At 56.0% G+C, this 13,943-nt stretch carries 11 protein-coding genes; 8 read left to right on the top strand and 3 right to left on the bottom strand.

Features of this window, described 5'->3' with window-relative positions; all coding sequences use genetic code 11:
- Position 1: 1 nt before the first annotated feature.
- Positions 2–1,894 carry a tetratricopeptide repeat protein gene (locus tag ACZ5AL_RS07820; protein ID WP_464509806.1) on the bottom strand — a complete coding sequence of 631 codons (1,893 nt, stop codon included), beginning with the start codon at positions 1,892–1,894 and terminating at the stop codon, positions 2–4.
- A 275-nt stretch (positions 1,895–2,169) separates the two neighbouring features.
- Here ACZ5AL_RS07820 and rseP point away from each other — a divergent pair, with 275 nt between their 5' ends.
- The 7 genes from rseP (at position 2,170) to surE (ending at position 10,755) form a co-directional block, all read left to right on the top strand.
- On the top strand, positions 2,170–3,585 hold the full coding sequence (gene rseP / locus ACZ5AL_RS07815; protein WP_464509805.1) for an RIP metalloprotease RseP: 1,416 nt from the start codon (positions 2,170–2,172) through the stop codon (positions 3,583–3,585).
- A 265-nt stretch (positions 3,586–3,850) separates the two neighbouring features.
- Complete coding sequence (locus ACZ5AL_RS07810) at positions 3,851–4,663, top strand: isoprenyl transferase (RefSeq protein ID WP_464509804.1); 813 nt, start codon at positions 3,851–3,853, stop codon at positions 4,661–4,663.
- A 250-nt stretch (positions 4,664–4,913) separates the two neighbouring features.
- Positions 4,914–7,478, top strand: coding sequence for an outer membrane protein assembly factor BamA (bamA, locus tag ACZ5AL_RS07805; RefSeq protein ID WP_464509803.1), 2,565 nt, complete (start codon positions 4,914–4,916; stop codon positions 7,476–7,478).
- A gap of 74 nt (positions 7,479–7,552) precedes the next feature.
- Entirely contained in the window at positions 7,553–8,134 is a 582-nt protein-coding gene (locus tag ACZ5AL_RS07800) for an OmpH/Skp family outer membrane protein (protein WP_464509802.1), read from the top strand.
- Positions 8,135–8,274: 140 nt separating this feature from the next.
- The gene (locus tag ACZ5AL_RS07795) at positions 8,275–8,874 is read left to right on the top strand and encodes an OmpH/Skp family outer membrane protein (protein ID WP_464509801.1); all 600 of its coding nucleotides are present in this window, start codon (positions 8,275–8,277) and stop codon (positions 8,872–8,874) included.
- A 109-nt stretch (positions 8,875–8,983) separates the two neighbouring features.
- Positions 8,984–9,820 (top strand): 3-methyl-2-oxobutanoate hydroxymethyltransferase, encoded by an 837-nt coding sequence (panB, locus tag ACZ5AL_RS07790; protein ID WP_464509800.1) that lies wholly within the window; start codon positions 8,984–8,986, stop codon positions 9,818–9,820.
- 53 nt (positions 9,821–9,873) lie between these two features.
- Positions 9,874–10,755 carry a 5'/3'-nucleotidase SurE gene (surE, locus tag ACZ5AL_RS07785; protein WP_464509799.1) on the top strand — a complete coding sequence of 294 codons (882 nt, stop codon included), beginning with the start codon at positions 9,874–9,876 and terminating at the stop codon, positions 10,753–10,755.
- Here surE and ACZ5AL_RS07780 read toward each other — a convergent pair.
- Entirely contained in the window at positions 10,729–11,808 is a 1,080-nt protein-coding gene (locus ACZ5AL_RS07780) for a mechanosensitive ion channel family protein (protein WP_464509798.1), read from the bottom strand. The two genes, surE and ACZ5AL_RS07780, sit on opposite strands and share 27 nt — an antisense overlap.
- Before the next feature lie 38 nt (positions 11,809–11,846).
- Positions 11,847–12,758: a bifunctional methylenetetrahydrofolate dehydrogenase/methenyltetrahydrofolate cyclohydrolase FolD gene (gene folD / locus ACZ5AL_RS07775; RefSeq protein WP_464513285.1), complete on the bottom strand. Its 912-nt coding sequence runs from the start codon at positions 12,756–12,758 to the stop codon at positions 11,847–11,849.
- A gap of 166 nt (positions 12,759–12,924) precedes the next feature.
- Here folD and ACZ5AL_RS07770 point away from each other — a divergent pair, with 166 nt between their 5' ends.
- Entirely contained in the window at positions 12,925–13,896 is a 972-nt protein-coding gene (locus ACZ5AL_RS07770) for an amino acid kinase family protein (RefSeq protein WP_464509797.1), read from the top strand.
- Positions 13,897–13,943: the final 47 nt, after the last annotated feature.

Raw genomic sequence — 13,943 nt, 5'->3', positions numbered from 1 at the left:
ACTACGAAGAAGATAGGGCGCGCACACGCTCACGGACATCGGCGGCAAACACGGAGCGAGGATGTTGATCGAGCAGGCGCATGTATAACGTGTGAGCTTCTTCGGGCGCCTGGACGGCATGGTGGAGCAGTGAGGCGGCCTCAAAAAGCGCACGGTCGGTCCAGGCGTGGTTGGGATGCGCATCAGCAAAGGCGACCAGTGCTTCCGCAGCCGCATTGGCATCCGTCAGGCGAAGTTGTAGCTTGGCACGGTGGTACTGCGCTCGTACAGCAAGTGGGTGCCGAGAGGCGGCCTCCTGAATAGCGTTGTATGCATCGTCTGCAGCAGACCAGCGATGTTGCTCCTCGTAAACAAGCGCCGAGGCGTAATGCTGCAATGCTGCGTTGGTTGTGTCGGGACCGGTGAACAGGCGCAGCGCCGTGTGCAGCCGAATTGCTTCGTTGGCAGCATCCCGCGATAGGTCTTCAAGCACAGTTTCAAGGTGCGTGCGAGCCGCCTCATTCTCCTGGTTATACGCAGCGAGAACGCCGAGGTAGTACTGGGCCTTGGGACCCGCCTCGGGACTGTCGAGCGCTGACTCGAATGCATTGCGAGCGGCATCAAGGTCCTGACTACGCATGGCCATGCGCCCTTCTAAAAGCATCCCTTGGTTCTGGTGGGATGGGCTGCGTTGCAGAGTTTGTGCCGCGCGGCGGGCTTCCTGAAGATCCTGAGCGTGGTCTAGGGCGAGCGTACCCAGGCGCATCCAGAACTGCGCCACATCGTTTGAAAGTGATTGGTCTGCAGGTAAGTCATCGGCAACGGTCCGGTAGCGATCCCACGCTTCGTTGCCATATTGTGTTTTCTGATCTGTGAACGGTTCAGCCTGTGTCCACCGCCGGTACGCCAGGCTCCCCTCTAAGATGCGCGCCTGCAACGCGGCTTCGGTGTCGGGATAGTGTGTGCGGATGTGTGAAAACGCATCGCGGGCCGTGTCGAACGCATCAGCGTTGGCGGCCTGCTGGGCAAAGTCGAGAAGCGTAGCGCCATCGTCATCGCGATAGTCGTCTAGTTGCTGATAGGCCGTAAGTGCTTGGCTGTAATCCTCTTGTTCGGCATAGAGCCAGGCCAGCAAGTCAAGGTAGGCTCCATGATCGGGACGTTCTTCGACCGCTGCTTCAAGCACCTCAATGGCATCGCCTACATCACCGGCTTGTCGGAGAAAAGGTTGCAAGCGGCTTTTTACAAAGTTGAGGCGATGATCTTGGTCGGCAAGCAGCGCTACGTACTCGTGCATTGCCTGCGCTTCTTGTCCAGAGAGGCTGTAGAGATAGGCCAGCTCGGTGCGAAAGGCCTCCGAATCGTTTAGCGCCTCACGTCCTTGCTCCATGATTTCTACAGCATCGCTGAAGCGTCGCATAGAGGTCAGAGTATGATACACGCTGCGATACGTATGCGAGGATTTCGGAGCCAATGCAATAGCCGCTTCCCAGGTAGCCTGTGCGGCCTCCTCATCTCCGGCAAGGGCATAGAGGCGGCCTTTGTCGGCTAAGTCAGAGGTTGATGGGTCATTGCGCGTAAGGCTGCGCATCAACTCAAGAGCTGCTTCATACTCTTTGAGTTCCTCGTACGCATCTACCAGTTCGTACTGATAGGGCGTACGGTCTGGATGCTCGTTCACAAGCGGTTCAAGCAGCTCTACCGCCGCAGCCGGGTCATTAGCTCGCAGATGCTGTCGAGCCTCTTGAAAGACATCGGAAGCGTCGGCTCCAGGGTCAGGGGGCGGGGGCACATCCTGGGCATAAGCAACAGGCCCTGCGCATAGCACGCATAGCATAAGCAGAGGCAGGGTGCTTACGAAAAAAGCGGTACGTATCCGCCCTCGCAGTACATCAATCGACAACAAACGAGGCATAGGCCAGACGGAACCATCAAGATAAGCGGTACAGCAATGCTACCTCTCTATCAGCCAGGCGTTTCACGAATCGGGTAAATTGAAGCGTGTTGTTCGTTGCAAGGCGTGGTGCAATACGTAAGGCGTGCGAAGAACAAGCAATACTAGCAAGGCAGCTATTGGAGACGCTTTCATAGAGGAACTCAACCGGATAAGCACTGATTGAACGAACGGCCTTGTCTGCACATGGCGCATTGCTATTTTCCCTTCACTGAACGTCTTCGCACGGCGCACGCATGGAGTTGCTGCTGAGCATTCTTACGTCTACGTTGTGGGTCTTGCTGGCCCTTACCATCCTGGTTTTTATTCACGAGCTAGGGCACTTCCTTACCGCTAAGTATTTCGGGATGCGCGTGGAGCGGTTCTCAGTTGGGTTTCCGCCCACCGTGTTTGGACGTCAGGTTGGGGATACGGAGTACGTGATTGGGGCCACCCCGCTGGGAGGATATGTAAAAATCAGTGGGATGATTGACGAGAGCCTCGATACAGAGCATACCGACAATGAGCCCGAACCGCACGAGTTCAGGGCAAAACCGGTATGGCAACGCATTATCGTAATTACGGCAGGGGTCATTTTCAACGTGATCCTGGCTGCCATCATTTTTGCGGGCATTAAGTGGAGCGCGGGCGAGTCGTTCATCCCTGCCGAGAACGTGGAGTCGATTTATGTGGCTGAGGGATCGGTGGCATACGGCATGGGCTTGCGCACTGGCGACCGCATTACCGCCGTAAATAGCAACGAGTTTGAGACCTTCAACCAGCTTACGCCGGGCGAGCTGCTCGCGGATACGCTGACTATCACCGTTGATCGGCAGGGCGAGTCGCAGACCCTCGTGGGGCCGCGTGATATCATGACGCAAATTAGCCGGGCTGATCAGACCGTTGGGTCGCCGCTGGGCATTTCGTTCATTCCGCCTGTTGTGGGAGCAGTGCAAGAAGACTACCCCGCGCATCAGGCCGGACTGCAGTCCGGCGACCGGATCGTGCATGTAGCCGGGGATACCATTCGGTTCTGGCAAGAGATGGCTGAAGCCTTGCAGGGGGTTGGCGATGCCTCCACAACCGTACGATGGCTACGTCCTGATTCGATAGAAACCTCCGATGACCGCACACCCATCGCCGAAACAGAGCGTGGTCGGCTGTACGAGGCCACCATCACGCCACGGTACGACGAAGACACCGAACGGTATTTGCTGGGGATTGCCACGCCTACGCAAGAGATGCTTGCCAATGATTTTGGGCAGCAGCACCGCACCTTCGGAATTGGCGAAGCGCTGGTAGCCGGAACCACGGAAACGTGGGACTACGCTAAGAATATTGTCGTGAGCCTGCAACGAATTATCGTGGGACGCGACAGCTTACGCGATAATCTGGGCGGTCCGGTTATGATTGCCCAGGTTACCAGCGATGCAGCCTCGGCCAGTGCGCTCGATTTTTGGCGCATTGTGGCCATTCTGTCGGTCACTCTGGCTATCATGAATATCTTGCCCATCCCCGCCCTCGATGGCGGCCAGCTGGTCTTCTTGATTTATGAGGGTATTACGCGGCGCCCCCCGTCTACACGTGTGAGGCTCATTGCCCAACAGATAGGTATGCTGCTTCTGCTCGGATTTATGGTCTTCTTGATTTTTAACGATATCCTTCGGTTATAAGACTACACAGCCACTCCCGAGCGAACAGACGCTCCGGTGCAGCGTGCGTTAAGGAGACGCAATAAAGGCTGTCTGCCCAGTGAACAATAATAAATGCTCTCCTGAAGCAGCCCCAGCACCCCTGCTTACGCACATCGAATGAAACGTTGCTGTTTGGTGTCCGTGCAGATATATTGGAAGGATGTGTAACACGGGGTCACAGCTCGGTACACGTGCTTCGGTTTCGCCCCATTTTGTTGTGTTGACCTAACAACTTGGACTTCCTTTGACTTCTATCCATCATCCGCCTGCTAACGTGGACGACGACGCCCATTTGCAAGAAGCTTTGCACGAGCGAGGTGAACTCCCACGGCACGTGGCCGCCATTATGGACGGAAATGGGCGATGGGCACGCCAGCGTGACCGCGTCCGTTATGCCGGGCATTACGAAGGTGTCGAGTCGGTGCGTGATATTGTCGAGGCCTGTGGCGAGCTCGGCATTCAGTATCTTACACTATACACGTTTAGCACCGAAAACTGGAATCGCCCCACCCTCGAGGTAAAGGCCCTCATGCGCCTGCTGCGTCATACGGTGCGAAAAGAGCGAGCCACCCTCCTTGAAAACAACGTGCGCCTAAAGCTGATTGGCGACGTTTCACAGCTTCCCCCCAAGTGTTTGGAAGAGTTGCAACGCACCGTAGAAGCAACGGCCGACAATACGGGGCTTACTCTTGTGCTTGCGCTTTCGTATAGCGGACGCTGGGACCTTACGGAGGCTGCACGCCAAGTAGCTACCATGGTGGCTAACGGCGTAATCGACCCCGATGATGTTGATGAGTCGATCGTTAGCGATCTGCTCGACACGGGCACGATCCCCGACCCCGACTTGCTTATCCGCACAGGCGGGGAGTACCGACTCTCCAACTTTATGCTGTGGCAAAGCGCGTACTCAGAGTTGTACATCACCGATTGCTATTGGCCCGACTTTCGCCGCAAGCAACTCTATGAGGCCATCCGGAATTACCAAGACCGTGATCGTCGCTTTGGCCGGGTTTCTGTGAATGGGAATGGATATGAGGCCTATTCCTCCGAAACCTAACATCAAAAGCTGTATCCAGAGGCACTGTGCTGTGAGCATTGTGCCATGGCTTGCCTACCAACTGCCCTACTTGACGGGGGCCAGCATTACGCGCCTGCCTGCTAAGGAGAATACGTACGCACGCTGCGCCTAGCTTGTAGGCGCGTCTATACGAATTCATGTACGCGAGACGTTACATCACGTGCACCTGCGCGCTCCATCTTTTTCTTGTCAGACTCTGCTTTCTGTGACCGCAACCTCGACACGTTTTATGTACTGCGTTCGATCTGTGTGGCCCGTTGCTCTTTTGGTAGCGGCATTCTTATGGATGGGAGCCTTTGAGGCACATGCCCAGGTAGAACCCGATCCGATAGAACCCGACCCGATGCCGCAGCCCGAGCAACCCCAACAACCACCTGGTGGGGAAGCGCCTCCGCAGATGGGTCCTGTTGATGCAGCTTCGACGTTTACCATCAATGAAATCATCGTAGAGGGCGTAGAGGGGCGGACGAGCGATCTTGTGCGTCAAAGCAGTGGGCTCTCTGAAGGCCAACAAGTGCAACTGCCTGGAAGCGAAGAAATTGCCGAGGCCATTCGGTCGATCTATGACCTGCGCTTGTTTTCAGATGTACGCATCTACCAAGAAGAGCAAGAAGGCGATGGCGTGGCGCTCATCATAGATGTTACGCCTGAACCTCGGCTTGCTGCGTTTAACATCGAAGGGATGAGCCGCAGCGATCGCCGCGACGTGGAGAACCAGATGCCGCTTCTGCTGGGGCGTCCGGTCCGTCCTGCTGACGTGGAGCGTTCGAAGCAGATTATCAAAGACCACTATGCCGAGGATGGGTACTTGAACGCTACCGTTGATGTCGTTCGGCAAGAGGCAGAAGACGGGCGCATCAACTTGACGTTTAATGTAAATCGAGGAGAACGGGTGCGCGTGTCTAACATCCGGTTCGAAGGAAACGAACAGTTTTCCGACCGGCGCCTCCGCGGTCAGTTCGATGAAACCAAACAGCGGAGCTGGTGGCGTTTCTGGCGCAGCGCTACGTTCGATCCGGACGCCTTTGAGATGGATCTAGATCTGGTTATCGACTACTACAACGAGAATGGCTACTTCGATGCTCGCATCGTAGATCACCGAACCGAGCCTGCCTCCGACGGCAATGTCGAGTTGGTTGTCACCGTTGAAGAAGGCAGCCAGTATCATGTCCGTGATATTACCTGGGAAGGCAATACCGTGTACACCAGCGAGACGCTCTCCGAGCGGCTTGGGCTGGCATCTGGCGATGTGTTCAATGGGCGTCGCCTTGAAGAAAATCTGCGCGGAAACCGCGAAGGTTCTGACATTGCCGGGCTATACATGGACCGCGGATACCTGCAGTTCAATGCGCAACCGTCGATTCGTGTTGTAGAGGGCGACTCGCTCGATATCAACATCGATATTCGTGAGGGCGAAACCTATTCGTTTGGCGACATCACCGTGGCTGGAAACACCAAAACACGCGACCATGTGGTGCGCCGTGAGTTGTTTACCGTACCGGGCGAAACCTTCAGCCGCAGCGCCATCCAAGAGTCCATTCGGCGTCTCATGCAGCTGAACTACTTCAGCCAAGAGTCGCTCGCCGAAGGGCCGGCGCTTGACGTAGACGATAGCGAGAACAGAGTGAACTTGACCTACAACCTCGAAGAGGTGGGTAGCGATCAGTTGGAGCTCTCTGGGACATGGGGCCGCTTTGGGCTCGTGCTTCAGCTGGGCTTCCAGTTCAACAATTTCTCAACGCAAACCATGTTCGACCGCAGTGCCTGGCGTCCTCTCCCTTCAGGTGATGGACAACAACTCGGGGTCAACATCCGAACCAACGGCACCTTCTTCCAAAGCTACTCGCTTTCGTTTACCGAGCCATGGTTTCGCGGACGTCCGAATCCGGTAGGCGGATCGGTCTCGTTTACGCAGTTTTCGCAAGAGCCGGTGTCAATCGGTGCACAACGCGCCACCGATGGCACATTTACACAAATTAGTTCAAACGTTTTCTTCCAGCGTCGCTTAAGCTGGCCCGATGACAACTTTAGCCTGTCGTTTGGACTGGGCTATCAGTACTATCGGAACGACCAGGGACTGCTTTCGCAGTTACCAGAAGGGGTCAACCAAACGGTAACGTACCGTCAGGCCCTCTCGCGCAATTCGCTGGATAACCCCATGTTTCCGCGGAGCGGCTCAGAAATACGTCTTTCGGTAGAAGTGGCGCCTCCGGTGGGCGATCTGGTGCAATACCACAAGTGGCGGTTTGATACCGACTGGAATATCCCGATTGGCGAGCGCTTCTCTATTGGATTGGGCTCACAAATGGGCTACATCGGTTCGATTACTGGCGAAGAGGTGTCGTTCGAGCGGTTCGAAGTAGGCGGTACGCTGTTCGACTTTAGCGGCTACCAGTTTGGATCTGAGCCCATTCCGATGCGAGGCTACCCAGCGCGTACCATTGGACCGCGCGAAACCGTGCGTGGACAGGTCACCCCGGTTGGCGGACGTATTCTGAACAAGTATACGTCGGAGTTTCGCTTCAAGGCGGTAGAGTCGCAACAGCTGCAAGCCGCCCCGTATCTCTTCCTTGATGCCGGAAATACGTGGGACAGCTTCGATACGTACAACCCCTCTGAGCTCTTCCGGTCAGCCGGTGTTGGCGTACAGCTCTTCCTTCCAATTGTAGGAATGATTGAGTTTAACTACGGCTATAACTTTGACGAATTTGTGCCCTTCCAGCAAACCGAAGACGGCACACCAGGATGGCGCTTCCAGTTCTCCTTGGGCCAAGGCGGACAGCAGCAACGCTAACAAGTGTGTTGTTCATGTACCGGCATGGTGTGGATGCGTCCATGCCATGCTGCGCATACATCCGACAACGATCTATGAATTTGCCATTTGGATCCCCCTCGGGGCAATACTTGACAGTGCGCATCGTTTATCTAGTGTCGGTTGTTGTACTGTGGAGTACAGTGGGACTTATGCCCGCCACGGCTCAGCAACAAATCGGCTACATTGAGTCGGACTATATTCTTGAGCAAATGCCGGAGTATGCGTCGGTGCAACAGGAGCTCGACCAATTAGAGCAAGACTGGCGTGCTGAAATTCGGGCGCAGGAGGATGAGGTTGATGCTCTTGTAGAAGAGTTTCAGGCGCGCGAGCTGTTGTACACCCCCGACGAGCAAGAACAGCAGCAAGAACGCATTCGCGAAGCGCGTCGAGAAGTAGAGCGCCTGCGCGATCAGTACTTTGGCCCCGATGGCCAACTATTCCAGCGCCAGCGCGAGTTGATGCGTCCGGTGCAAGAACGCGTAATGAACGCGGTAGAAACCGTGGCCGAGTCGGGAGGCTACGATTATGTGTTCGACAAATCCGGCGATTACCTCTTCATGTATGCGCGCCCACAGCATAACCTAAGCGAAGATGTGATTTTTGAACTTGACTTAGATGCCGATGCCATAGATTAATCACACTGTGTACCAATCTTTCGCTCTCTGATGGGAGCGTCGGACGGCTGCCCAGTTTTCTTTCCTCATTATGGTGAGCGCATGCCTGTTCATGCAGGCGTTTACCACTCGATACTTTCCCTGAATTCAATTTCTCCACCATGCTTAATCGATCTGTTGTTACCGCCCTTGTTCTTCTTTTGGCTGCCGCCTTTGTACATGTTGATGCCAATGCGCAGAACCGCATCGGCTTTACAAATCAAGAGGCGCTTCTGGCCAACATGCCTAATTTCACAGATGTGCAGGAGCAGCTAGAGCAAGAGACCGTGCGCCTGCAGGGGTCGCTTCAGGAAATGCAGCAAGAGTTTCAAGAACAGCTCCAGCGTTACGAGCAGCAGCAGGGGCTGCTTTCCGATGAGCGTCGCCAGGACCGTGAGAACGAGTTGCGCGAGATGCAAATGGAGTTTCAGCAAGCCCAGCAAGAAGCCGAGCAAGAGCTGGCCCAACTCGAAATGGAGCTCATGACGCCGCTGCTTGAAGAGCTGCAAGATGCGATTGACGAAGTCGCGGCCGAGCAAAACCTTGATCTTGTACTGCGTCAGCAGGCGTTGGCATACGTCAGCGGAACGACGAACAACGTGGTGAACATCAACGAAGAAGTAGCCGCACGTCTCGGTATCGACATTGATGCGACCGAAGCCGAACCAGCCCCTTCGCTTGATGGCGTAGGCGATGATCCGATGGGCGGCGGAACCAACTAAGCCTCCTTTCGATGCAAGACGATGCCCCATCTGGGGGATCCACGAAGCCGGGTCTCTACTGCAGAGGCCTGGCTTTTGTCATTCACCTACTGCTTGATCCCGTCCATCTATGAGCACCGAAACCGTCCGCCCCGAGCCTGCCGATGTCCCGCGCGTTACCACTCAGACGTTGCAAAACATGAAAGCCGAGGAGGTGCCTATTGCTATGCTTACCGCATACGACTACACCTCGGCCCGGCTGTACGACCAAGCGGGCGTTGATGTGCTTCTGGTAGGCGATTCTGCGTCAAACGTGATAGCCGGGAACGAAACAACGCTTCCCATCACGCTCGATCACATGATTTACCACGCTCAGTGCGTTGTAAATGCCATTCAGCGATCGCTCGTCGTGGTTGATCTACCGTTTGGTTCCTATCAAGGCAACTCCACCGAAGCCCTTGCTTCGGCCATCCGCGTGATGAAAGAGGCGGGCGCACACGCCATCAAGCTCGAAGGCGGACACGACGTCATCGACACCGTCAAGCGCATTATCTCATCCGGCATTCCGGTGATGGGGCACCTGGGCCTGTTGCCGCAAAGCATTCACAACTACGGCACGTACAAGGTGCGTGCTCGCAATGAGGACGAAGCACAGCGTCTCATAGAGGAGGCGCAGGCCCTCGAAGAAGCAGGATGCTTTGCACTCGTTCTCGAAAAAATACCAGCGCCACTGGCGGAGCGTGTCACCGAAACGCTTAGCATTCCCACCATTGGCATTGGCGCAGGCGTGCACTGTGATGGGCAGGTTCTTGTGTCGCATGATGCGCTGGGCCTGACCACCGATTTCAATCCACGCTTTGTACGTCGCTTTGCACGTCTCGACAAAACCATTACCGACGCGGTACAAGAGTACGTAAACGAAGTACGTACGCGCTCTTTTCCCAACGAAGACGAGAGCTACTCTTAACGTCCAGGTAGCTCGGTTCTTGCTGTACATACACCATCCTCCTTGTTTGTTATATGGATACGCACGATTCTTCTGTGCCTGACACAGATGACGCCTCTCCCCTCATCCTCATTTGCAACGACGATGGCATCGATGCGCCAGGTATTCAGGCATTAGCCGCAGCCCTTGATGGACTCGGACGGCTTGTCATTGCCGCGCCTGAAAGTGAGCAAAGTGCTGTGGGGCATGCCATCACCGTGCGCGATCCGGTACGGGCACAATCATATGGATTTGAAGTCCCATCTGGCCCTGTCAAGGCATGGTCGATTGCCGGAACCCCAGCCGACTGCATTAAGCTCGCCGGGCAAGAGTTGCTAGAGCACCCACCCGATTTGGTCGTCAGTGGCATCAACCATGGTCCGAATACGGCGGTCAATGTGCTTTATTCGGGAACGGTGAGCGCCGCGACAGAAGCTGCCATTATGGGATATCCTTCTATTGCGTTTTCGCTGTGCTCGTGGTCCTCGAACGAGTTTGAGGCGGCCGGATACTACGCCCGTATGCTAAGTCGCTATGTGCTGAACAACGGCCTCCCTACAGGCTCCCTACTGAACGTAAACATCCCTGAAGGGCCGTTTGAGGAAATTGAAGGGGTGCGTATCACCCGGCAGGCTCGCTCGCGCTGGGAGGAGAGCTTTGTGTCGCGCACCGATCCAGTGGGGCGTCCGTATTACTGGCTTTCGGGCGAGTTCGTGAACTTAGATGAAGGAGACAACACAGATCTGACGGCGATTGAAGATAACTACGTTGCGGTTACGCCGCTGCAACTTGATCTAACAGCCTATCAGCAGCTTGAGGCGCTTGGCAAGGTGGACTGGGACGAGAAGCTCGATCAGGATGCACGGGCGGATGCCCGACGGCACATTGCCTCACGACGCGGAGAATCGTCGGGGTGAGGGCGGATCGTCATTCGAGCCCGGCTGCTGAAAGAGCGTTGACTCTTTGAGTGCTTTCCCGCCATCCAAAAACATTTGCAGATGCGGAAACGGAATCTCGATCTCGGCGTCGCGTAGCGCCTCGCGCACCTTTTCGGTGTACTCCCACCGCATGGGTACTTCCTTGGAGGGGTCTTTTACGAAGAAACGCAGCATCATATCTACGCTGGAGTCGGCCATTTTCGTGACGACAACCGTTGGGCCTGGATTGGGAATTACACGGTCATCCTCCTCAAAGAGTGCGAGCACCACCTCGCGCGCTTCGCTTGGGTATTCGTCATAGGCAATACCAAACCCAATGTCTACTCGCACCGTGTTGCGCTTTGTGTGGTTGATAAGCTGATTGCTGATCATAAACGAGTTGGGCAACACCATAATCTCGTTGCGTACCGTGCGCATCCGGGTGGAGCGTAAGGTGATCTCATCGACTTGCCCGTAGGTGTCGTTGACCTCGATGTAATCGCCGACCACAAACGGTTCATCAATGAGAATGGTAACGCCTGAGATGAAGTTCTCCAAGGAGTCGCGCGCGGCAAAACCCAGAGCGATACCAGCAATACTCAATCCGGCAAGTAGGGCGGTAACATCCACGCCAAGCTGCGCCATCACAATGATGACAATGAGCAAAATCGCCACAACCCGGTAGCTTTTTAGCAGCAGGTTCTGCAGGCCAGCATCAACTCGGTCGCTATGGTCGAGGACTTGAAACAGCGTGGTGTCGATCAGCCGGTAGATCGAATAGAAAAAGAGAAACGCAAAGCCGGCAACCAGCACCCGCGGAAGCAAAATGCTCGTCAGGTCAATGGCACTCAGCCGCATTTGGGACCACATCATATCCCACTGTCCTTCCAGCAGCAAGCGCACCACCTCGCGAAACGTTTGGTTGAACTCCTCAAAGCTATCAGGAGCCGGGAGCTCTTCGAAATCGTTCGCCTCGGTGGTATCAGCTTCCGCATTGGACTGAGCGAGCGTGTCGGGAGCGACGCCCAGGTATTCTATGTTTTGCGCAGGCATACTGCAGAAGCGACGAATGAAAAAACAAGAGAGCTTGGTTAGGTGCGGCGTTGCTGAGCAGCCTTGAGGGTGTTCTGCAGCAGCATAGCAATAGTCATGGGCCCTACACCGCCCGGAACGGGTGTAATGGCATGCGCTTTCGGGGCTACAGCATCGTAATCTACATCTCCCACAAGCCGGTATCCGCGCTCACGGTTGTCATCGTCAACGCGGTTGATGCCCACATCAACGACCGTAGCGCCGTCGGCTACCATGTCGGCGGTGATGAGTTGGGGGCGACCGACCGCAGCAACAACGATATCGGCAGCACGTGTGTGAGCGCTCAGGTTGCGTGTGCGGCTGTGGCACACAGTGACCGTTGCATTCGCGTTGCGTTGCATCAGCAAAGCCGCGAGAGGTTTGCCTACGATGTTAGAGCGTCCGACGACCACGGCGCGTTGTCCGGAAAGATCATCCAGCGCATGGTGGAGCAAACGCATGATGCCTGAAGGGGTAGCAGGCACAAAGCGCGGCATGCCAATGAGTAAACGCCCCAGGTTCTCAGGGTGGAACCCGTCTACATCCTTGGCCGGATCGATGGCATGGATCACCGCATGCTCGTCGATTTGATCGGGAAGCGGCAACTGAACGAGAATACCATCCACGGCATCGTCGGTATTCAGCGTGCGGATGAGCGCAAGCAGGTCATCTTGCGAAATGCTATCGGGGCGTCGGTGGATGGTGGCATCGATACCGACCTCTTCGGCAGCACGTTTCTTGCCGCGCACATACGAGGCGGATGCGGGGTGGTCACCCACAAGAATAACCGCAAGTGCAGGCGGAGCAGCATCGGCAGCAAATGAAGCAACAGCGGTGCGCGTTGTAGCGCGTACAGATTCGGCTACGGCGCGTCCATCAAGGCGAGCGTCCACGGGATCAGGGGAGGCGTATGGAAGAAACGGTGAGCACATCATGCTTTAGTATAGGGGGTATGTCGGGGCAATAAAAGACTGCACAGCCAAATTCTCCGCAAACTGCACAATCCCGTTAAATGCTTGTAGGAACACACGAAAATTAGCACAGGTTGGGTAGGCGTCGGTTTGTCTATATCCATTCAGTTATTCGGTTAACCAGCGTATGTCCAGTGCAGCTCGTCCGGTTGTTGTAATGAAGTTTGGAGGCACGGTAACGGGCTCGCCATGGCGCATGCAGGCGCTGGTAAAGATGGTCGCCGAGGCGGTTGAAACGGTGCGCCCGGTACTGGTGGTATCGGCCCTGTCGGGCGTTACGCGCCAGCTCGACCGCGGACTGCAGGCCGTTGTGGCAGCGCGGCGGAATGGGGGCGCGCCTCACGAAACGACCGACGCGCTTATCGAGGATCTGCGTACGCGTCACATGGAGCAGGCCGAGGAGCTGCTTGACATGGCTGCGCTATCCACCTACCAGACTGCCCTCAACGAGCGGCTGGCAGATCTGCAAAGCGTGTTGCAGACGGTGGCCCAGACGGGCTTTACCCCTGCTCATCGCGATGCCGTGCTGGCAACAGGTGAGCAATGCTCGGTTCCCATGGTCGTAGCAGCGCTACAGGTGCGTGGGATGCCGGCCGAAATCGGCGATGCCACGACTCTGATTCGCACCGACGATACGTATGGCGAAGCGAACGTGGATCTCGCGCTGTCGCACAAACAGGTAGCGCACTGGTTTGCCGACCTTGCGGATGAAGCGATTCCTGTGGTTGCCGGATTCATCGGACGCGATGGCGGAACGGTGACGACGCTTGGATTCGAGGGAAGCGATTACACGGCTGCGCTCATGGCGTCCTTCACCAATGCCGCCTCCCTCACACGCTTTACGGATGTGGAAGGCATCTACACCGCCGACCCGAACACCGACGCCGCCGCACAACGCATTGACCAGCTAACGATGGAGCAGGCGTTTGCCTGGACCGAATCGGGGCGCCTGGGCATGCATCCCAAAACGCTGCGTCCGCTGGCTGAAGCGAACATTCCAATGCAAGTGCGCTGCATCGATCGTCCGCATGCGCCGGGTACGCAAATCTGTCCCGCCTCGGTTGCGGATCCCGTGTTTTGCCCCCCCATTGCCGGGTAGCAGCAAAAGGCGGTGTCTCCCTCTTGTTTATGTTTGTTCTATTCCTG

The organism is Natronotalea proteinilytica, assembly GCF_055379935.1.
Note: the sequence above shows the minus strand (reverse complement) of the source record. Positions and strands in the feature narration are given on the sequence as shown.